We start from the raw sequence: 20,938 nt of genomic DNA, 5'->3' as shown, positions 1-20,938 counted from the left end.
CTTTTCTTCTAGTGCAATCAACCTAATTGGTTAAAAATAACAAAAAAAACCTAGTCATCGAAATGACTAGGTTTGTTTAAATTAGCTGCAATTGAGCAAATGATTTACTCAGCTACAGGATTTGCTTTCTTCGGTGGACGGCCACGAGGACGACGAGGACGACTTGGTTTGTCCTTATCAGCTTTAGAATCTTCTGATTCACTCTCGGCAGCAGCTTCAGTTGGTTCTACAGCTTGTTCTGTAGCTACTTTGGTTTTTGTAGCTTTTGGCTGCTTTGCAACTGGAGCTTCTTCAACTACAGTTGACGCTGGTGTTTCTTCTACGCTAGCTGCAGCCTCAGTTTCCTGATCAAGTTCAAGCGGTTGTTGCTTAGATTCAACTGGTGCTTGTGTTTCAGCAGTAGGAGCAACAACGGTTTCTTCTACAGTCTCAGCTACAGGGACAGCTTCTTCTGGTGCAGAATGTTGTTGTTTAACTTGCTCAAAAGCTTGTTCAGCTGCAAGTTTCGCTAAACGACGGCGTTCACGCGGATCATTAGCAACACGCGGTGTTGCCTCTTTTGGTGGCGTCAACGGAAGTACTGGCGCAGGTTCTGCTTCTTGTGAAGGCTTGTTACTTGGAAGCTCAGCATCACGAGTAACAGGCTTTTTGTCTTCAGCTTCAGCTGCGACTTCAGTCACTAGAGTACTTGCGTATTGCTCTGCAAATTTCTGCAATGCACGATTGAATGTTGGAACTAAACCAAACTGTTCAATCAGTACTGTACAGTCTTCACCGTAAACATGACGAATCAAGCTACCAATCGTATATTGCGCCAACGTTGGAATTTGCGATGGGGCAATTGATGGTGTAACAGCTTTGGCACGTTTTGCGTTGCGTTGTTCACGGCGACGCATACGAGGATCATTACTCGCACGTTGAATTTGCGGTTGAGCTTTCTCAGCCTTTGGTTGAGGAGCTTCTGCTTCTGCAGTTACTGTCTCTTCCACAGCAGCAACAGGTGCTGGAGCTGATTCTTGTGCAGCTTCAACAACAGGTGCTTTTTCAGTACGTTCAACAGGTTGCTCAGGCGTTAAAGCAATAATTTCGCTTTGTGCTTGATCAACATTGATGACTAAGGCTGTATTCATGACTTCATGCTGTGGAGCATCAATCAAATCAACCTTAATTTGTTTTTCATCAACAACTGCTGGTGCCTGCGTATTTTGATTTTCATTTAATACGCTTGGATCGCGGTGGCGATTCGGGCGGTTTGGACGTTGTTGATTATTACGGTCACGACGTGGTACAGCATGCTCAGCTTGTTGACCATCATTTTGATGTTGGGCATGTGGCTGATCTTGTTGTTGACGCTTTTGTTGACGTTTTAATTCACGTTGCTCTTGGCGTGATAACTGTACAACCTCTTCATGAACCTGCTGTTGTTGTGGTTCTTGATTATGGTGGTGCTGATGTTGTTCACGTTGCTCTTTGTGCTTACGTTTTTTGTTGTTTGGACGCTGCTGTTGTACTTTATCGTCTTTCTCAACATTCTCACGTGCTTCCTGTTTAACAGGAGATTGAGAAATATAAGCATTGTTAGATGGAGCCGAAGTAACTTCAGCAACTACTGGTACTGTAACTTGGCCAAACTGTCCACGGCTAACAGCGCCTGTATTCACCATTTGTTCAATTGCGGCAGCAGCATTTTGTGCTGAGCGAGATTGATCAACTGTTTGAGCTTGTTTTTGAACAAAAAGGTTCTCTAACCATGCACATGGGCTTGCTGCTTTTTGAGCGCTTGGCTGAGCAACAGCAGGTTGAGCTGCTTGATTTACTTTCTTTTGGTTAGCTGCGTTGTTGGCAGCAGGGGCTGCATGAGTATGACCATGATCAGCTTCTTCTAAATGCCATTCAGAAGATTCATAACCTAACTCTTTTTCACTTGAACGAGTTGCTTCAGTACGTTCGTAGCTAGATGGTGCAAATCCATCTGGATTGTACTGAATTTCGTAGTGAGGTGTTTCTAAGTGTGGGTGAGGTAAAACAGTCACACGAACACTAGAAGTTTGTTCTAAATAAACAAGGCTATGACGTTTTTCATTGAGCAAAAACGCTGCAATTTCAACAGGTACTTCTACTTGTACTTCACCATGACGTTCACGAAGCGCGATCTCTTCTACTTTACGCATAATAGAAAGTGAAAGTGAGCGTAAGTCACGAACCATGCCTGTACCATGACAGCGAGGGCACACATAACCTGTTGCTTCTTCAAGAGATGGACGTAAACGTTGACGGCTCATTTCCATTAAGCCAAAACGAGAGAGTTGGCCAAACTGAATACGTGCACGATCGCTTTGTGTTGCTTCACGAAGTTTTGCTTCAACCATGCGTTGGTTGCGCTCTTTAGTCATATCGATGAAGTCAATTACAACTAAACCACCAATGTCACGAAGACGAAGTTGGCGAGCAATTTCTTCTGCCGCTTCTAAGTTCGTATTCAGCGCAGTTTCTTCAACGTCATGTCCACGAGTCGATTTCGCAGAGTTAATATCGATTGAAACTAAAGCTTCAGTCTGGTCAATCACGATTGAACCGCCAGAAGGAAGTTTTACTTCACGCTCATAAGCAGTTTGAATTTGGCTTTCAATACCAAAATGAGCAAACAATGGCTCGTTTAAAGTATAAGTTTTAAGTTTATCTAATTGACGAGGCATCACTGCTTTAACAAAGTTATAAGCTTCGTTATAAGCCTGTTCGCTATCAATTAAAATTTCTGCAACATCATCACGTAAATAATCGCGGATAGCACGAGTAACAACACCAGCTTCTTGATGAACCAGCATTGGAGAAGGACCAGAGCTCGCTGTGCCTTGGATTTGAGCCCAAAGGTCAAGCAAATGCTGTAAGTCTAACTGTAGTTCTTCTTGGGTACGGCCAATACCAGCGGTACGTACAATAACGCTCATACCACGCGGTAAATTTAAAGAAGCTAAAATTTCTTTTAATTCTTCACGTACAGAACCTGAAATTTGACGACTAATACCGCCGCCTTTCGGGTTGTTCGGCATAAGAACCAAATAACGTCCTGCAAGTGAAATAAAGGTAGAAAGGGCAGCGCCTTTATTGCCACGTTCTTCTTTTTCGACTTGAACAAGTAATTCAGTACCTTCAGTGATAAGTTCACGAATGTTTGAAGTTTGTCGTGGGTCTGCTTGGAAATAACTGTTAGCAATTTCGCGCATAGACAAGAAGCCTTGACGGCCTGCGCCGTATTCAACAAAAACAGCTTCTAAAGATGGTTCTACGCGGGTTACATGGCCTTTATAGATATTGGATTTTTTCTGTTCTCGGGTACGATTCTCTAAATCAAAATCGTAAAGACGATTACCAGTGATAAGTGCAACGCGGACTTCTTCTGCGTGAGTTGCATTAATCAACATACGTTTCATGGGTGTGACACCTAATAGTGACCCACACAAACATATCGCACAAACTTAAAGGTTCTGAACGAACATCGAACATGACGGATCATTTCCCAGATCTCAAAATATTTGTGGTCTGAGTCATCTGTTACCGGCTACATTTAGCCTTAGCTTCGATTCTCGTCTGTGATGTAGGCAATACTGCTTCAACCTTTAAATCAGACTTCCTTAGTGCTTCACTGGCGGGTGAGCGGTGCATTGGTTAATGACTTTCACTGTCATTGGGCGCGAAGTGACTTCTTTTTGGAAGTTTGATACGGAATGCTCATCGTATCGGTGCTTTCGGCAGTTCCAATGCATCAACGCTTTAGCCTGAAGGCAACATTAAGGAGCGATTTGTCTGATGTGTATCAGTTTACGTTCCATAACCAACTAGAGTTGGTAACATATTTTTTTGAACAAACTGAATTAAACGCAACAGTTTGTCATTTTGCCGATATAATAAGCCTTCGGCGTCGGCATAATTCTTTAGGACCAATCCGAGCTGGTGATGAAAGCATCATTTTGATTGAGGTTTCAATCAGGGAAATTCCCTATTAGATGTTCACTTACGGCGGTATCCGTGCGCTGACTATATCAAACCTTGCAGCATCTGCCTATGGGCTAAGCTTAGATTTCTTGTGAAAAAACTAAGCTAATCGGTCATTTATTAATCAAATTTAGCAAAATTTCAGGTTTAAATATTAGTATGAATTCTACACAGCAATGGCAAAGTGTCACTTGGTTTGAGGTGGATGAACATCAAGCAGGACAGCGAATTGATAATTTCCTGTTTTCGCGTTTAAAGGGTGTACCTAAGAGTCGTATTTATCGTTTGATTCGTGAAGGTCAGGTTCGAGTAAACAAAAAACGTATTAAAGCTGAGACCAAATTAGAGATTGGAGATCAGATTCGTGTAGCACCTATTCGCTATGAACAAAAAGATGAAACAGCCGCTCCCGTGAGTGACAGTGTAGCACAAAGCCTACTCAGCCGTGTGGTCTATGAAGATGAAGGGCTGATAGTCATAAATAAACCATCAGGTATTGCCGTACATGGTGGTAGCGGTGTGGCGTATGGTTTGATTGAGGCTTTACGCGCCGCGACAGGTAAGAAATACTTAGAACTAATTCACCGCATTGACCGTGACACTTCTGGTCTGGTCATGATTAGCAAGAAACGTAGTACTTTAAAGCTGCTACAAGATATGTTGCGTGAGCACAAAATTCGTAAGACTTATGCGGCAATTGTAAAAGGTCAGGTGAGTCTCGATAAACAACTTATTGATGCTCCTTTATTTCGTTACGAGTTAGCCAATGGCGAGCGTCGTGTACGTGTCTCTAAAGAAGGTAAACCGAGTAAAACGGAATGGGTGGTTGCTGAGCGCTTTAAAAATGCTACTTTGGTCCATGCCTCACCTTTGTCAGGCCGTACTCATCAGATCCGTGTACATGGTTTAAGTATTGGACATCCTTTGGTAGGTGATGATAAATATGGGCACACCACTGAGTACGCAGGTCCGCAGGCACGACGTTTATGTTTACACGCGATGCGTTTAGATATTCCGGGTTATCCACCCATTGAAGCGCCGTTACCAGAAGATATGACCCAGTTATTAAAGGCTTTGAGAGTAGCAAAATGAGTCTGAAAACCGAATTAGTTATTTTTGACTGGGATGGAACTTTATATAACTCTGTTGGCCAGATTGTTGCTAGCTTACAACATGCCGCAGAGCAACATGAATTACCTCTAAGTGATGAGGCAGCAAAAAGTATTATTGGGTTAGGCTTGCCAGAGGTTATGCAGACCTTATTTCCAGAAGCACCAGAGTTGCATGACTCGATCTTAAAAGCATATGGCGATCACTATATTGCGAACTCGACTAGTGATGCATGGTTTGACGGTATTTCTGAACTACTCCATGATTTAAAAGCCCAAGGTTTAAAACTTGCAGTCGCGACGGGTAAAAACCGTCGTGGGTTAGACCGTGTAATCGCAAAAACACAAAGTACTCATCTTTTTGATGTAACTCGGGCAGCCAACGAAACACGTTCAAAACCAGACCCACTGATGTTACAAGAGATTTTGACTGTAACGGGAGTGAGTGTTGAGCAAGCGGTCATGATTGGTGACAGTAGCTATGACCTTGAGATGGCACAGCGTTTGGGGATGCCGCGTATCGGAGTAGGTTATGGCGTGCATTCGGTTGAAGTTCTGCAAAAGTTTCAACCTTTAACGATTGCTAAGGATGTACAAGAGCTTCACAGCTTTTTGAGAGGGTATGCTCAGTTACCTACAGTAGATGTCGCTTAATTTAAAATAATTCAAAGAGGGAATACGTTCCCTCTTTATCTAAGTTAAATAACAAAACAATAAGAAGAGAAAAATGAGCCGTTCAATTCGCCTATTAAATCTTTTACAGCAGCTCCGTGAAGCCCATTACCCAATCACAGCGCAAGTCTTGGCTGAGCGCCTAGAAATTAGCGTTCGAAGTGTCTATCGAGATATTGATAGCTTACGTGAGCAAGGTGTAAGAATTGATGCTTCAGCAGGTCTTGGGTTTCAGCTCAAAGAAGATATTGTATTACCACCAGTAACATTTAATGAAGATGAGGCGGAGGCTTTGTTTTTAGCTTTAGAATGGTTGAAAGATGTTCCTGATCAGTCATTAAAATCTGCTGCGGTTTCAATTTATTCAAAGCTTTATGCTGTTTTACCTAAACACCGAAAATATCTACTTGATGATATGACCTTAGGTGTCGCACATTATTGGCATCCAGTTGATGCGACTCTGGTGGAGCAGGTGCGTATAGCCATTCGTAATCAAGTAAAGATAAAAGTAGATTATTGCGATGAACAAAAACGGTTAAGTGAACGTTCACTTTGGCCTTTTGCTTTAGGATATTTAAATGACAAAGTAGTACTGGCTGCTTGGTGTGAATTGCGTCAGGCATTTCGCCACTTTCGAGTTGATCGAATACATCAACTTCACATTAGCCAAGATATATATCCCGAATTTAAAAAGCTGCTGTTCCAAAAGTGGTGGAAACAGGAAATGCAAAAGGCTACTGACAAAAATTGACAAAGACCACTTGTAAACTAAGAACTACGATAAACAAGGAGCAATAAGAATGAGCCTTAAACTTTATACTAACAAAGAGTCGCGTGGTGTTGTGATCGACTGGCTTTTAGTCGAGCTCGGTGTTGAATGTGAACGAATTGAAGTTGCATACAAGACCGAAATGAAGTCGCCTGAATATCTAAAACTTAATCCTTTTGGAAAAGTGCCGGTATTGGTAGATGGCGATGTGGTAATTTATGAGTTAGGCGCAATCTGTGCTTATTTAGCTGATAAGTTTTCTGAAAAAGGTTTAGCACCTGCTTTAGATGATCCAAAACGCGGTTTGTACTATCGTTGGTTATTTGTGATGGCGGGTCCTTGGGAAGCTGCTGGTGTTGATAAAGCTTTAGGAATAGAAGTATCGCCTGAGCAAAAGATGTTCGTTGGCTATGGCGATTACAATGATGCTTATCAAGCTTTAGTGCAAGGTTTGAGTGAAGCGAATCCGTATGTATGTGGTGAACAATTTACCGCAGCAGATGTAAGTGTTGGCGCTATGCTTTTATGGCAGTTAAAAATGAAAGCGATTGAATCACACCCTGCCATTACCCGTTATGTTGAAACGATTAAACAGCGTGAAGGCTTAAAACAAAGCACTATGAGTCAACTGTTATAAACGTAATATTCTTAAAGGTCACCCCAATGGGTGGCTTTTTTATTTTTAAATAAGAGATCTAATTGGTAAGAAAGCCAGCAGCCACATTAATACAGATCGCTAAAATGGTGGTATTAAACCCAAAAGACAGCACTGCGTGAAATAGGTTTAAAAGGCGCATATGTTTGGTGGTAATTGAGACATCGGCCGTTTGAGCAGAAGTACCAATAATATAACTAAAATATAGAAAATCTGGATAAGTTGGGTGTTGTGTTCCTGGGAAATTTAACCCTCCATTTTCTTCATTTCTAGACAAAGCCATATAAAAATCATGGGCATAATGTAAGGCAAAAACGGTATGCATAAAAAGCCATGCAGACACAATGGTGAGTAAAGCTAAAGCCACATGGCCTAACTTTGCAGAACCGTCAGAAGGGAGCTGCGACAGTTGAATTAAAATAGCAACCAGACACATAGTTAAGGCCAATAAAACAATCAGCATAATGACCCATTTGCTTTCATCCTGTTTTTTAGCTTGCTGTTGCATTTGTGAATGATCGGCACTTCTCATGAGTTGCCAAACATGGAGTAAATAAATGCTAACCGAAGCATTCCAACTGACTAATAAAATAGTTGACCATTTCCATGAAGTTAACCATGTCAAAATACTGGCGGTGATCACTCCCATGAATAAAGCAATAAAAAAATGAGGGCGGTTTTGTACACTACGTCCAAGATGTTGAAATACGCCAACCATTTTCCCTTATCTCCTTTTATTATGTAACAGATATATTGTTTTTTATTAAATGGTGAAAATAATATCTCGTTTTATATGGATTTTATTCCATTTTCTTTCATTTATATATCTTGGAGTAATTACTTTTATCCAATATGTAAAATAGAACAAAAGCACAGATTAAACTGTTCGTAAAAAGTATAAATAAATAGAAATAATATTTATTTATACTTTTTATAAAGATGATCTTATTAATCATGTGTTTAATAATAAAATTATTTTTAATAATTAAGCATGATTTAAGTTTTTATCTAAATGAAATACTTTAGTGAGTTGATCAATAAATTTTTGCACGCCTACAGACTGTGAGTTTTTGCGGTAATTTACGAATAAATCAAGTGTGGGCAACTCGACATCAAGTGGGCGAACGACAGTATTTTTGATGCCTAAAGGTGCTACGTAAGCTGGTAAAATTGTACAACCTAATCCAGAGCCAAGAGAGTTAATATTGAATAATATGCTGTCTGCTTTTTGAACAATATTTAGTTCGATGTTGTGAGTTTTAGCGAAATCTAAAATCGTATTATGTAACGTTTGTGATTGCTCGGCAGCAGGAATAATAAAATCGATGCCTTGCAAGGCATGGACAGGGATTCGATCATATTGAGCAAGTGGATGATTCTTAGGAAGCAAGAAAATCAGGGGTTCAGTAAAAACAAATTGACTTTGAATTTCATCACTATCTGTATTTTCACGCGTAAATGTAATGTCCAACTCACCTTTTTTTAAGGCTTTAAGTTGTTCGGTATTGTTTAAATTAGATAATTCAATAGTAAGGTCGGGGTGTTGTAATCGCAGATTAGGAAGAACGTAAGGGAAAATTTTCATTTCTGCGATGGGGACAAAACCGATACGTAAGAGTTGCTGTTTCGCCTTTGAAACTTGTCGTGCCATAGCAACAGCTTTTTCAGCTTGAGCGAGAGTAAGTCGAGCATGTTCTAAAAATACTTCACCTTCTTCTGTTAACTCAACTTTACGTTTTGTGCGGTTTAGAAGTCGTACACCGACATCTTCTTCTAAGTCTTTAATTTGCTGGCTAAGGGAGGGTTGTGCAGTAAAAAGTTTAAGAGCGGCTTTACTAAAATTTAATTCTTCAGCAACGGTAATGAAATATCGGAGATGGCGTAGTTCCATAAGACTAATCCAAAAAATGTCTTACTATGATTTAAGTGAAGTATAAAGCATAAATAGATATAGCGTGAAGGTGCTTTAGATATTTATAAAATAAATGGAATTTAAATTTTCATTAAAGATTTAATATAGGTGCTTAGGTTTTAATAATTCATAAAAGATATTAATGAATAGTTAATTGATACATTATCTTTAATTAATCAATTAATTTTCTAAATGTTTTGAATATTCATTTAAGAAATTCTCATAATATGCAAAAACGTGAACAATATAATAAATTTATAATTTCTAGTTCACTCAACTCTACCGAACTGTAATTGTTACTAAATATATTTTTGTATGGGTCAGAATAATTCAAAAGTAAAAATTAGGGGCTGTAAAGATGCAAATAGAATGGTTGTATGATGGCTTTAGGCATTCTGTGATTGTTATGTTATACAAGAGGTCTTAATAGAAATGGTAATTGCTGACGCATAAACCCAACACATCTATGTGTTTTTTATGGCACTCTAATTTGACTTAGGTGAGCTATGAGCACGATAAAAAGGATATTTATATGATAAATAAGTGTAAGTACCATAGCTTAATTTGTTTTAATCGTTAAGATAGAAACCTGAACACATCCATTCTGTTGATGCTAAAACATAGAAAAGCCCATGAAAGACAAGCCGACATTAACTTATCAATTGCCGACTCAGTCCTGCTGGACGCATACATGGATAAAACCGCCTTTTTGTCATCCTGAATTGGGCCATGAAAAAGATACACGTTTTTATAATCAGCAGCCTAGATCGCCTGCACGAGGATCAAAAGAGTTATTGCGTTGGTTAGTTACGCGTGAGTCTTTTACATGGAAAGTGGATATTCAAAATGAATATGAAACCCGTGTAAATACGGCTGTAGCTTTACCGCAAAATCGTCCTCAGGCAGATCTGGACGATTGGCAAGTCTGGTTTGTTGGGCATGCAACGGTATTGGTTCAGATTGGTCCTTATAACTTTATTACTGACCCAGTGTGGTGTGATTATGCAAGTCCTGCACAAGGGCGTGGTCCACGTCGTGTATGTCCCGCAGGTTTTGCACTAGAGCAATTGCCGACCATTCATGGAGTTCTACTCAGCCATAATCATTATGACCATATGGACTTAGCGACACTTGAATGGCTACATAAAAAATTTGCAATGCCAATTTACACTGGGCTCGGGAACGGGTTTTACCTACCGAAAGAGTTTCATGTCATTGAGATGGATTGGTGGCAAGAAATTCCCTATCACGAATTAAGAATTATCTATACGCCTGCACAGCATGGTTCAGGCCGTGGTTTACGCGACCAGAATAAGGCACTTTGGGGTGGCTTTTCGGTTGTAGCTAAAACAGGTCATTGTTTCTTTGCGGGTGATACCGGTTATGCGGGTCATTTTAAGCAAATTCATGCCCGTTATGGCGCACCACGTGTAGCCTTGCTTCCAATAGGTGCGTATGAGCCACGCGAACTGATGAGCTATGTTCATATGAACCCGCAAGATGCGTTACATGCACATTTTGATTTACAGGCTCATCGTTCTATTGCGATTCATTATCGGACTTTCCAGTTGACTGATGAAGACCGAGAAGACCCAGAGCATGCTCTAGCACAGGCAATTAAAGCTTCGTCAAAGCTTGCAAATCCTTTTTATTGCATTCGGGAAGGGCATAAATTGACTGTCTAAAACTCCTTTATTTTATGTTTATATTAAAAAAGCCAGTTCAATTTGAACTGGCTTTTTATTATTTTGACTTAAATTAAGCTAAGTCAAAACGGTCGAGGTTCATGACTTTAGTCCATGCAGCAACAAAATCTTGAACAAATTTTTCTTTACCATCTGCCTGAGCATAAACTTCGGCTAATGCACGTAAGATTGAGTTTGAACCGAAGACTAAATCATTACGTGTTGCGGTAAATTTTACTGTGCCGGTTTTACGGTCTTTGCCTTCAAATACTTCGCTTGTTGAATCAACAGGTGCCCATACAGTAGACATGTCGAGTAAGTTCGTAAAGAAGTCTGTGCTAAGTACACCAACTTGTTGAGTGAATACACCGTGTTGTGATCCATCCCAGTTAGTGCCCAGTACACGTAAACCACCAATCAATGCTGTTAACTCTGGTGCAGTCAAAGTCAGTTTTTGTGCTTTATCAATTAATAATGCCTCAGTTGATGAACTGACGCCGTCTTTTTTCCAGTTTCTAAAACCATCGGCAAGGCCGAGAAGTAATTGGAAAGATTCGATATCAGTTTGACTTTGTAGTGCATCAACACGACCAGGGGCAAATGGAACGCTAATATTGAAACCTGCCGCTTGAGCAGCTTGTTCTACGCCAACGTTACCTGCAAGCACGATTAAATCAGCCAATGACAATTGAGTAGATGCTTTGAGTTCTTCAATTTTAGTTAAAGTCTCAACAGCTTTTTTGTTTACTTCCCATTCGCGTTGTGGCGATAAAGCAATACGTGCGCCATTTGCACCGCCGCGTTTGTCTCCACCACGGAATGTTGATGCGGAAGCCCAGCCAAGAGAAACCAACTCACTAGCAGATAGCCCTAGTGCAACGATTTTTGCTTTTGCCTCATCAATACTAGCAGAAGATGGAATAACGCTAGCAGCAGGTAATGGGTCTTGCCAAATTAAATCTTCAGTCGGAACTTCAGGGCCTAAATAACGTGCTTTTGGTCCCATATCACGGTGAGTTAATTTGTACCACGCACGGGCAAAAGCATTGGCAAAGGCTTGTGGATCGTTAAGGAAACGACGAGAGATCTTTTCAAACTCAGGATCAAAACGTAAGGTCAAATCTGTAGTAAGCATTGTTGGCTTACGTTTAACTGATGGATCGAATGGATCTGGAATGATTGCCTCAGCATCTGCTGCTACCCATTGGATTGCACCAGCAGGGGAACGTTCTTGTACCCACTCGTATTTGAATAGGTTTTCAAAGAAGTAGTTGCTCCATTGGGTTGGCGTTTGTGACCAAATGACTTCTAAGCCTGAAGTGATGGCATCTTTACCAACACCAGTGCCAAAGCTGTTGGACCAGCCAAAGCCCATTTGTTCAATTGATGCTCCTTCAGGATCAGCTTGAACATGGTCAGCAGAGCCAGCGCCATGGGTTTTACCTAAGGTATGACCGCCTGCGATCAAAGCAACAATTTCTTCATCATCCATTGCCATATTGCCGAAAGTCGCGCGAATAAATGGCGCAGCTGATCTTGGATCACCGCTGGCTTGTGGACCTTCAGGGTTTACATAAATTAGACCCATTTCAGTTGCAGCGAGATTACTGCCTTCCAAAGCTTCTGAGTTACGATGAGCTAACCATTCTTTCTCGTCGCCCCAGTTTACGTCATTGTCTGGTTCCCAAACATCTTCACGCCCTGCACCAAAACCAAAAGTACGGAAGCCTGAAGATTCAAGTGCGATGTTTCCAGCAAGAATAAATAAATCTGCCCATGATATTTTTTGACCGTATTTTTGTTTAACTGGCCAGAGTAGGCGGCGTGCTTTATCTAAACTCGCATTGTCTGGCCAACTATTTAATGGTGCAAAACGTTGTTGACCACGACCAGCGCCACCACGGCCGTCACCCATACGATATGTACCAGCAGCATGCCAAGCTAAACGAATAAATAGGCCTGTATAACTTCCCCAATCGGCTGGCCACCAATCTTGAGAATCGGTTAACACATTTTTGATATCAGCTTTGAGTGCATAATAGTCGAGTTTTTTAAATTCTTTACGGTAATCAAAATCTTTGCTGAGTGGATTAGAACGTTCTGAATGTTGATTGAGTAGGTCGACGCGTAGTTGTTTTGGCCACCAATGTAAACTAGGCGTGCCACCACCGACCGTTACTTCTGGTTTTGATTTATGGCCTGAAAAAGGACATTTTGATTCGTCTGACATGGTTAATTCTCTCTGGGTAATAATTATTGAGCTCTTAGTAAAAATGTTAGGGCTCATTTTCCTGGACTTCTGGTTTAAAAACTCATGTTTATTAAATAAAGAAATGAGTGAACAAATGGTGATAGAAACCGTTTAAAAGTCTTTTCACTGAAATGCCAGCCCATTATTTTTTATTTAATAATGCATCAGATTCCTTTAGTTGTTATTCCTCCAATTTACTGTATGAAGGTTAAAAAACAAGAGGAAAAATAAGATGAAACTTGTAAATAACGATGCATAGAATTACCTCTTCAATTGTTGGAACAACGTAAGATCTTTTAATAACGCTCTTTAAATATACTAGAAGTAGGTGTCTTATTTTTCAAATGGATTAAATTGTCAATATTGATTTAAAAAACCGATTGAAGGTTTGTTTGAAAGATTGAGATGGAAGCAATAGTGAAAAGAAATTTTTTATATTTAGTTGTAGTAGAAAATATTTCAAAATAAATAAAGGAGAGCATTGCTCTCCTTTATTTTTCATATATTAAACATTTACGATTCGATTTGATTTAACCATATCGGCTAGACCATGAGTTTTAAAATAGTACTCAAGCCAGCTTTTCACAATGAGTGGATTATTCATTTTCATGACATCATCCAGTAATTTTTGTGCATCTGTCATAGGGACATGACAAATTGCTTTTCGTACTCGCAAAATGTTACTCGAACTCATTGAAAGGGTATTAAAGCCCATCGCCATGAGCAAAATTGCCGATAATGGGTCACCCGCCATTTCACCACAAATACTGATTGGTTTTTTGTATTCATGACATTCTTTAACTAAGCGAGCTAGCGCACGTAGAATGGATGGATGGAAGTGTGAGTAAACGTTGGCCACATGCGGATTATTACGGTCAACCGCAAGTAAATACTGTGTTAAGTCATTTGAACCGACCGAGAAGAAATCGACGAGTTCAGCAAACTCATCAATTTGTAGCAGTACGCTCGGCACCTCAACCATAATGCCAATTTTCGGCTTGGTAATTTTAACTTGCTCTTCTTCTTGCACCGCAATCCAGTCACGTTCAAGCAAATAAAGTACTTCTTCGACTTCACTGACTGTAGTGACCATTGGCAATAAAATATGCAGATTATTTAAACCAATACTGGCTTTGAGCATGGCGCGAATTTGTGAAGAAAAAATCTCAGGATGATCAAGCGTGAAACGAATACCACGCCAGCCTAATGCTGAGTTTTCTTCTTCGATACTGAAATACGGTAAGTCTTTATCGGCACCAATATCGAGAGTTCGCATTACCACAGGTTTGTTGGCGAAGTGGCTCAACTGTTGACGGTAGATTGCACGTTGTTCTTCTTCACCCGGGAAACGTTCCCGTAGCATGAATGGAATTTCACTTCGGTATAGACCCACACCTTGCGCGCCGCGTTGTACACCACGGACAACATCAATCATGAGGCCTGTATTTACATAAAGTTGAACGGATACACCATCTGGAGTAATCGCTTCTTTGGTCTCGTATTGTTTGAGATCTTTTGCGATTTGCTCATCTTCTTTTTGAATTTCTTTATAACGTTGGCGTAAACGACGTGGTGGATTGACAAAAACACGGCCCTGATAGGCATCCACAATCATTTCTGCATCATCAAGTGTGTTCACTGGCAGTTCGGTTACACCAACTACCGTTGGAATACCTAATGCACGAGCCACAATCACCATATGTGAGTTGGCTGCACCTTCTGATGTCACAATTGCAGCAATGTTGTCTACAGGCAGCTCTACGAGTGCCGCGGTACTAATTTCTTCACCAATTAAAATACTGTCTGGGCTTAGATCACGATGGCTAGAGTCTTCTTCTTGCAAAGAGGCTAAAATACGTCGCCCTAAATCTTTAAGATCAGACACTCGCTCACGTAGATAGTCATCTTCCATTTGTGCAAATAAGGCAGTGTGCTTTTCAATGACTCGGCGTACTGCACCTTGCGCCCAATGCCCATCACGGATGAGTTCTTTAATTTCCGCTGGTAACGCATTTTCATCTAGCATTCTTAAGAAAACACTAAACAAAGCGCGTTCTTCGGCCATTAATGAATCATGCATTTTTTCATCTAAAGAACGAATCTCTGAACGAACTGATGAAATGGCTTGATCTAAAATTCGGAGTTCATCGCTAATATCTTCTGCTTCACGATCAGGTACAGAACCCAAATCAGCAGGTGGATATAAAATAATAGCGCGGCCTAAAGCTACACCACCTGCACCTGAAGCGCCTTGAAAGGTTTTGTAGGCGGGGCCATTACTTGGTTTGCGAAATACGTCAATATTTCCAACTGCGTGAGCATGAGCAATAACGCCAGAAAGCTGAGCACACAGTGTAACTAAAAAGGACTCGGCAGCTTCGCTAAAATCTTGAGGCAGTTTGTTTTGGACAACCAAAACGCCCATAACCTTACGACGATACATGACGGGTACGCCAAGGAACGAGTTATAAATTTCTTCGCCCGTTTCGGGTAAATATAAGAAACGCTCATGTTTTGGCGCATTGTCTAGGTTAACAATTTCTTCACGCTGCCCGACTAGACCGACCAAGCCTTCACCGAATTGCAAAGAAACATGGCCTACAGATTCTGGATTTAAGCCTTTAGAGGCCATCAATACATAGCGCTGATTACGTTCATCGAGTAAATAAATAGAGCAAACATCCACTTTCATGGCCTCAGCAACCTGATTGACCATGATGTCTAATGATTCATGCAAACTGACGGACGCATTAACCTCTTGGACAATGCGCCGTAGAGTGTCGAGTTGCATGTTTGACATGGATGTATACTCCAGTATTTTTTAGACTATGAATGTATTTATAACAGCACTTTTAATAAAAATCATTTGCTAGATAAATGATTTTTAGGGTAATTGTTGCATCGGCAACTGTGTACACAACTCCACCATAGCTTTACGATAAACATCACGCTTGAAGTTCACCACTTGGCCAAGAGGATACCAATAGCTAACCCACTGCCATTCATCGAATTCGGGCGGGTCGGAGAGGTTTAACTGAATATTTTTTGCAGGCGCAGTTAACTTCAGTAAAAACCATTTTTGTTTCTGTCCGATACATACGGGGTCAGAGTCTGACCGAATGTACCGATGTGGCAAACGATAACGCAGCCATCCCTTGGTTTGCGCAATAATCTGGACATGTTCGGGCAATAAGCCGATTTCTTCTCTCAGTTCTCGAAAAAGTGCCTGTTCAGGGGTTTCTCCAAACTGGATGCCTCCTTGTGGAAATTGCCAAGCATTGTGACCAATGCGCTTTGCCCATAAAACCTGTCCATCATCGTTTGCCAAAATGATCCCGACATTCGGTCGGAAACCTTCTGAATCGATCATTTGGCTACCTAAATATTGTCTATATCGTTGACTTTAATCGCGGGGACAAACACTTTTTTATGTCCAGCTCGAAAAGATCAAAGTAAAATGTTTAAATTGCTACGATCTTAACGAATTTCTATCGACTAGCGGAGATAGATTTACATTTTTTTTCTTAAATTTCAGTTTAAACGAGAATTTTCATGAAACTGGCGTTGTTTGATTTAGACCATACCTTGTTAAATACCGATTCAGACCATTCTTGGGGTGAATTTTTAGTCAATGAAGGTTTGGTTGATCCGGTTCATCATCGTCAGATGAATGATAAATTTTATGAAGATTACAAAGCAGGGCAACTTGATCCATATGCTTATAATGAATTTGTTTTCGGATTTTTAACGCAGCATGACAATAACTACTTAACTGAGCTCCACCAATTGTTTATGCAAAAAGTGATTCGTCCGCAAATGCGCCCAAAAGGTTTTGATGCAATCAAAAAGCACCAAGATTTAGGACATATGATTGTCGGAATTACTGCAACAAGTGATTTTATTACTGCGCCGATTTTCCGTGAATTTGGGATTACCGAAATTTTGGCAACCAATGCTGAAGTTACTGATGGAAAATATACGGGTAAAGTTGCTGGTTTAGCGTGTTACCAAAAGGGCAAACTTGCACGTCTAGATGCATGGTTGGAAGGCCGTAACGTGTCTGAGTCTTGGGCTTACTCTGACTCAATTAATGACCGCTTCTTACTGGAATACGCAACGCATGCGATTGCGGTAAATCCTGATGACCGTCTTGAAAAACTGGCTCAAGAACATAAGTGGGATATTCAGGACTGGTCGATTTAAGATTTTGGAGTTGGAAGAGTGGCCCTGAAAAGCGTTAATGTCTTCCAACTCTTAATAAATTATATTTAAAGTCATTTTTTAATATTTCTTATAAATCTTGGTTCAAAACAGATAGTGATATGTCTAACAAAGAATAAATTTTATCTTGGTAAAGATTTAAGAATATAAAAAATTTAATTTAAAAATGAGGGAATAATGTCAAAAACAGCACAAATTAAATTACCAAAACAACTTTGGAATGATGAAAGTATTGATTTAACACGTCATAGCTATCAGGGGAAATTACTTAATAAAAGCGAAGGCTTTAAGCTGGGTAAGGCTCAACGCAAAAAAGTACCACGTGAACAGCTATCAAAGCTTTCTGAACGACCAAAAGGTACAACTGCCTTAACGATCTATGATTGGAGTAACCAAGGATGTTTAGAAAAACTTAAGCCGATTCGCGCAAAACGGATGAGTGTTTCTCCATTTACATTTTATCGTGGTATGCCTTCTTTGATGCTATTTGATCAAGCGTGGGAGCAGGTAAATTCTGGTTTATTTCAACAGATTTGTGGTGATTGTCATTTAAGTAATTTTGGCGGTTTTGCAAGTCCTGAACGTAACCTGTTATTTGGAATTAATGATTTTGATGAAACCTTAGTTGCCCCGTTTGAATGGGATTTAAAGCGTTTGGCGACCAGTTTTGTAATAGCGGCGCGTGATATTGATCTTGCTAATAAAGTAGGTTTAAAAGCAATTAAAACCATGCTGAATAGTTATCGTCAGCATTTATTAGAAAATACGGAACTTTCACCACTCCAAGTTTGGTATGAAAAAGTTGATGCCAGTACTTTATTGGAAAATACCGAATGCCGAAAACTAAGAAAGAAACGCGAGAAGCATCTTGATTCAGCGCAGAAAAGAACTGCGTATTCTGTTTTGCCGAAGCTAACACAAAAAGATCAAAATACAGGATTTCGTCATTTTGTGGATGATGCGCCGTTATTATGGCATCCGAGTGCAGATGAGCCGTTTAGTCAAGATATTGATGTATTCTTTCAACAATACCGTGATTCTTTGAAATATGATCGCCAAGTGCTTTTTGATCGTTATCAACGTACAGATGTGGCTTTGAAAGTGGTGGGTGTTGGAAGTGTGGGTACGCGTTCAGCGATTGCATTATTTCAAGATGCAGATCGTGAACCTTTAATTTTACAAATGAAGGAAGCGAATCCGTCGATTCTTAGTCCGTTATTTGTAGAAAAAGTAAAACATGAAGGTGAACGTGTAGTACATGGTCAGCAGCTCATGCAGGCTGCAAGTGATATATTTCTTGGATTCTCTTCAATATCCAATCAACATTTTCATGTACGTCAGTTACGTGATATGAAAATCTCGGTTGAACTGAGTGATATGGATGATGACTATTTCTATGAGTATGCTGAAAGTTGTGGTTTAGCCTTGGCTCATGCACATGCTAAATCTGGAAATGCGGATGTACTTATGGGATATCTTGGCGAGGGGAGTACGATTGTGGAAGTATTACAAACATATGCAGAGGAATATGCACAGCGCAATCTAAATGACTATCAGCAATTTATGAATGAGGTTGCAGATGGTAAAATCCAGCTCGCTGGAGATGAGGCGCTTTAATAATAAGTATGCTGCTACAGATGACATGAAATAATTCGAAAGGTTAGAGAAAAAATGTTTAATAAAATTATGTCTGGTTTGGGCCTACAAGGTGTGACTGTAGAAACTGTTTTGCAGAATCCAAGCTTGCAGGCAGGCACCACATTGCATGGTGAAATTAGCTTTAAAGGGGGATCATCTGATAAAGAGATTAATGGTCTTTATTTGCAATTGGTGACGATGGCAGAAGTTGAATCTGGTGATCATGAGTTTAATCAGCCTTTAGTTTTGCAAGAGTGGTTAGTAAACTCTCGATTCCTATTGCCAGCACATCAAGCGCATTCTTTCCCTTTTAGTATTCAATTACCATTTGAAACACCGATTACAGAAGTTGCTTGTCGACGAAATGGTGCACGTGTTTGGATTCAAACCCATATGGATGTTGATTGGGGATTAGATGCAACTGATCGTGATTATCTAAAGGTTCTGCCAACTCCAGCTATGGAAATGTTTCTACAGGCTATGCAGCGATGTGGCTTTAGTTTATCAACTGTCGATGTAGAAAAAGGTCAACTTACCGCGCGAAATTTTAGATCAACCATTGGTTGCTACCAAGAGCTTGAATTTGTCTCTTCGCACATGTTTAGTGGATTTAATGAGGTGGAAGTTTCTTTCGTTGCCGAGCCTAATCAAACTCACGTGATGCTTGAAGTAGATCGTCACTTTCGATCAGATCAACTATTAACGATGACCATTTCTCATTATATGCTTGATGTAAATCAAATGGTGCAACAAATCAGAAGCCTCTTAAAGCTTGGATAAATTAAATTAGAGACTTTTATGCATCCTGCATCATTTTAATCAACTCCTGCATGGCTCTGGATTGAGTACGTGCAGGGTGCCACACCATGCCTAATTGACGATTCATCTCAACATTTAAATCAAGCTGCTGCATATCCTGATTCAGCAGAGTTTTGGGTAAAACTGACCAACCTAGACCAATCGACACTAACATACGAATAGACTCAAGAGGGTTATTGCTCATGGTGATTTTCGGTTTGAGTCCTTGTTTTTCAAATTCCGCTAAAGTGATTTGAGCAGTATAAGTTTGTGCAGCGGGTAATAAGCTTGGATATTCAATTAAATCTTGTAGGGTGAGATTCTTCTTTTGAGCCAGTGGATGAAAAGGAGCGGCAACAAAAACTAAAGGATCATTCCAAATTGTAATGTAGTTAAGACGCTCATCTCCTGAAGGAGGAAGTGTTAAGAACGCTAGCTCTAGATCTCCAGCCAATACCTGTTCATGGGCTTGCTCTGAATCAACAAAATGTACATCTAAAGTGACTTGAGGAAATTGCTGAACAAAATGCTTAAGCGGTGCAGGTAAATGATGCAAACCAATATGGTGACTTGTACCGACTTTTAAGCGGCCTTGTACCTGAGTTTGTTCATGGCTAAGTGTATGGTGGATATCACCCAACTCATTTAACCAGTTTTTAACTTTAGGTAGTAACGAATGTGCAGCATGAGTTGCCTGAACACCTCGGCCTGCGGATTCAAATAGCTTTACGCCAAAATATTCTTCTAAGCTGTGGATTCGTTTGGTTACAGCAGGCTGAGTAATAAATAACTGATCTGCTGCCACAGAGATAGACCCTGTTTCCATAACTTTTACAAAAGCTTCAAAGGCTGCAAGATTCATAATACAACTCAACTTGGAATAGAAAAATCAAGAGGCTAAAGTTGCCAAGCCAAAATCGTATCATGCTTGCAGCGAAACGAGTGAGAAAGTTATGAATTACCGCACTAATCTTAATCTAAGCCGTTGTTTCTTTTTCGGCTAAGGCTGCTACGCGGCGATCTTTAGCGGCCCATACTTTTTCATGGAAGAAAAAAGCGAAAGCTTGTACGGTTGGTTCAAGCATACTTAATGTTAAAGCCATCCAGATGTTACCTGTTACAAAGTATGCGACTAGCATCGCTACACTAATATGCATAATGTAATAACTTAAGGTTTTCTTTAAAGTACGTTGATTATTTACAACGAATTTTTGAATATTAGCCATGATCATTCT

The 20,938-nt window shown here is 40.1% G+C and carries 16 protein-coding genes; 8 read left to right on the top strand and 8 right to left on the bottom strand.

The window, feature by feature from the left end:
* Positions 1–104 precede the first annotated feature (104 nt).
* Positions 105–3,431 (bottom strand): Rne/Rng family ribonuclease, encoded by a 3,327-nt coding sequence (locus tag HLV59_RS16480; protein ID WP_081175394.1) that lies wholly within the window; start codon positions 3,429–3,431, stop codon positions 105–107.
* 721 nt (positions 3,432–4,152) lie between these two features.
* Here HLV59_RS16480 and HLV59_RS16475 point away from each other — a divergent pair.
* From HLV59_RS16475 to HLV59_RS16460, 4 genes are all read left to right on the top strand, one after another.
* The gene (locus HLV59_RS16475) at positions 4,153–5,085 is read left to right on the top strand and encodes an RluA family pseudouridine synthase (protein WP_062849589.1); all 933 of its coding nucleotides are present in this window, start codon (positions 4,153–4,155) and stop codon (positions 5,083–5,085) included.
* Positions 5,082–5,756 (top strand): HAD-IA family hydrolase, encoded by a 675-nt coding sequence (locus tag HLV59_RS16470; RefSeq protein ID WP_081175392.1) that lies wholly within the window; start codon positions 5,082–5,084, stop codon positions 5,754–5,756. The genes HLV59_RS16475 and HLV59_RS16470 overlap by 4 nt, the downstream gene beginning before the upstream one ends.
* A 73-nt stretch (positions 5,757–5,829) precedes the next feature.
* Entirely contained in the window at positions 5,830–6,525 is a 696-nt protein-coding gene (locus tag HLV59_RS16465; protein ID WP_171430392.1) for a helix-turn-helix transcriptional regulator, read from the top strand.
* 49 nt (positions 6,526–6,574) lie between these two features.
* On the top strand, positions 6,575–7,180 hold the full coding sequence (locus HLV59_RS16460) for a glutathione S-transferase family protein (protein WP_171430391.1): 606 nt from the start codon (positions 6,575–6,577) through the stop codon (positions 7,178–7,180).
* Positions 7,181–7,238: 58 nt separating this feature from the next.
* On the opposite strand, the gene HLV59_RS16455 is transcribed toward HLV59_RS16460, so the two are convergent.
* Together HLV59_RS16455 and hcaR are read right to left on the bottom strand one after the other, a co-directional pair.
* Positions 7,239–7,916, bottom strand: a complete 678-nt coding sequence (locus HLV59_RS16455; RefSeq protein ID WP_016144228.1) for a DUF1345 domain-containing protein — start codon at positions 7,914–7,916, stop codon at positions 7,239–7,241.
* Positions 7,917–8,183: 267 nt separating this feature from the next.
* Positions 8,184–9,089, bottom strand: coding sequence for a DNA-binding transcriptional regulator HcaR (gene hcaR, locus HLV59_RS16450; protein WP_016144229.1), 906 nt, complete (start codon positions 9,087–9,089; stop codon positions 8,184–8,186).
* Positions 9,090–9,742: 653 nt separating this feature from the next.
* Here hcaR and HLV59_RS16445 point away from each other — a divergent pair.
* A complete protein-coding gene (locus HLV59_RS16445; RefSeq protein WP_016144230.1) occupies positions 9,743–10,795 on the top strand; it encodes an MBL fold metallo-hydrolase in 1,053 nt (350 codons plus the stop codon).
* Positions 10,796–10,868: 73 nt separating this feature from the next.
* On the opposite strand, the gene katG is transcribed toward HLV59_RS16445, so the two are convergent.
* The 3 genes from katG to HLV59_RS16430 form a co-directional block, all read right to left on the bottom strand.
* On the bottom strand, positions 10,869–13,025 hold the full coding sequence (katG, locus tag HLV59_RS16440; protein ID WP_171430390.1) for a catalase/peroxidase HPI: 2,157 nt from the start codon (positions 13,023–13,025) through the stop codon (positions 10,869–10,871).
* A gap of 526 nt (positions 13,026–13,551) precedes the next feature.
* Complete coding sequence (gene ptsP / locus HLV59_RS16435; protein WP_031947261.1) at positions 13,552–15,846, bottom strand: phosphoenolpyruvate--protein phosphotransferase; 2,295 nt, start codon at positions 15,844–15,846, stop codon at positions 13,552–13,554.
* A gap of 84 nt (positions 15,847–15,930) precedes the next feature.
* Positions 15,931–16,416, bottom strand: a complete 486-nt coding sequence (locus tag HLV59_RS16430) for an RNA pyrophosphohydrolase (RefSeq protein ID WP_000567255.1) — start codon at positions 16,414–16,416, stop codon at positions 15,931–15,933.
* Positions 16,417–16,598: 182 nt separating this feature from the next.
* Here HLV59_RS16430 and HLV59_RS16425 point away from each other — a divergent pair, with 182 nt between their 5' ends.
* The 3 genes from HLV59_RS16425 to HLV59_RS16415 all read left to right on the top strand — a co-directional run bounded on the left by HLV59_RS16425 (position 16,599) and on the right by HLV59_RS16415 (position 19,685).
* On the top strand, positions 16,599–17,249 hold the full coding sequence (locus HLV59_RS16425; RefSeq protein WP_171430389.1) for an HAD family hydrolase: 651 nt from the start codon (positions 16,599–16,601) through the stop codon (positions 17,247–17,249).
* Positions 17,250–17,444: 195 nt separating this feature from the next.
* Entirely contained in the window at positions 17,445–18,884 is a 1,440-nt protein-coding gene (locus HLV59_RS16420) for a DUF2252 domain-containing protein (RefSeq protein ID WP_171430388.1), read from the top strand.
* Positions 18,885–18,938: 54 nt separating this feature from the next.
* Positions 18,939–19,685 (top strand): sporulation protein, encoded by a 747-nt coding sequence (locus tag HLV59_RS16415; RefSeq protein ID WP_171430387.1) that lies wholly within the window; start codon positions 18,939–18,941, stop codon positions 19,683–19,685.
* A 16-nt stretch (positions 19,686–19,701) separates the two neighbouring features.
* Here HLV59_RS16415 and HLV59_RS16410 read toward each other — a convergent pair whose 3' ends face one another.
* Both HLV59_RS16410 and HLV59_RS16405 read right to left on the bottom strand, forming a co-directional pair.
* Positions 19,702–20,565 (bottom strand): LysR family transcriptional regulator, encoded by an 864-nt coding sequence (locus HLV59_RS16410; protein ID WP_005066023.1) that lies wholly within the window; start codon positions 20,563–20,565, stop codon positions 19,702–19,704.
* A 115-nt stretch (positions 20,566–20,680) separates the two neighbouring features.
* On the bottom strand, positions 20,681–20,935 hold the full coding sequence (locus tag HLV59_RS16405; RefSeq protein WP_025470541.1) for a DUF2061 domain-containing protein: 255 nt from the start codon (positions 20,933–20,935) through the stop codon (positions 20,681–20,683).
* Positions 20,936–20,938 lie beyond the last annotated feature (3 nt).

Origin of the sequence: Acinetobacter lactucae, from assembly GCF_013122135.1 — a bacterium.
GTDB lineage: Bacteria > Pseudomonadota > Gammaproteobacteria > Pseudomonadales > Moraxellaceae > Acinetobacter > Acinetobacter lactucae.
This window is presented reverse-complemented; position numbering and strand designations above follow the sequence as displayed.

Excerpts from the sequence above, each read along its gene's own strand:
- HLV59_RS16480 (WP_081175394.1), bottom strand. The coding sequence starts at position 3,431 with ATGAAACGTATGTTGATTAATGCAACTCACGCAGAAGAAGTCCGCGTT.
- HLV59_RS16475 (WP_062849589.1), top strand. The coding sequence starts at position 4,153 with ATGAATTCTACACAGCAATGGCAAAGTGTCACTTGGTTTGAGGTGGAT.
- HLV59_RS16470 (WP_081175392.1), top strand. The coding sequence starts at position 5,082 with ATGAGTCTGAAAACCGAATTAGTTATTTTTGACTGGGATGGAACTTTA.
- HLV59_RS16465 (WP_171430392.1), top strand. The coding sequence starts at position 5,830 with ATGAGCCGTTCAATTCGCCTATTAAATCTTTTACAGCAGCTCCGTGAA.
- HLV59_RS16460 (WP_171430391.1), top strand. The coding sequence starts at position 6,575 with ATGAGCCTTAAACTTTATACTAACAAAGAGTCGCGTGGTGTTGTGATC.
- HLV59_RS16455 (WP_016144228.1), bottom strand. The coding sequence starts at position 7,916 with ATGGTTGGCGTATTTCAACATCTTGGACGTAGTGTACAAAACCGCCCT.
- hcaR (WP_016144229.1), bottom strand. The coding sequence starts at position 9,089 with ATGGAACTACGCCATCTCCGATATTTCATTACCGTTGCTGAAGAATTA.
- HLV59_RS16445 (WP_016144230.1), top strand. The coding sequence starts at position 9,743 with ATGAAAGACAAGCCGACATTAACTTATCAATTGCCGACTCAGTCCTGC.
- katG (WP_171430390.1), bottom strand. The coding sequence starts at position 13,025 with ATGTCAGACGAATCAAAATGTCCTTTTTCAGGCCATAAATCAAAACCA.
- ptsP (WP_031947261.1), bottom strand. The coding sequence starts at position 15,846 with ATGTCAAACATGCAACTCGACACTCTACGGCGCATTGTCCAAGAGGTT.
- HLV59_RS16430 (WP_000567255.1), bottom strand. The coding sequence starts at position 16,416 with ATGATCGATTCAGAAGGTTTCCGACCGAATGTCGGGATCATTTTGGCA.
- HLV59_RS16425 (WP_171430389.1), top strand. The coding sequence starts at position 16,599 with ATGAAACTGGCGTTGTTTGATTTAGACCATACCTTGTTAAATACCGAT.
- HLV59_RS16420 (WP_171430388.1), top strand. The coding sequence starts at position 17,445 with ATGTCAAAAACAGCACAAATTAAATTACCAAAACAACTTTGGAATGAT.
- HLV59_RS16415 (WP_171430387.1), top strand. The coding sequence starts at position 18,939 with ATGTTTAATAAAATTATGTCTGGTTTGGGCCTACAAGGTGTGACTGTA.
- HLV59_RS16410 (WP_005066023.1), bottom strand. The coding sequence starts at position 20,565 with ATGAATCTTGCAGCCTTTGAAGCTTTTGTAAAAGTTATGGAAACAGGG.
- HLV59_RS16405 (WP_025470541.1), bottom strand. The coding sequence starts at position 20,935 with ATGATCATGGCTAATATTCAAAAATTCGTTGTAAATAATCAACGTACT.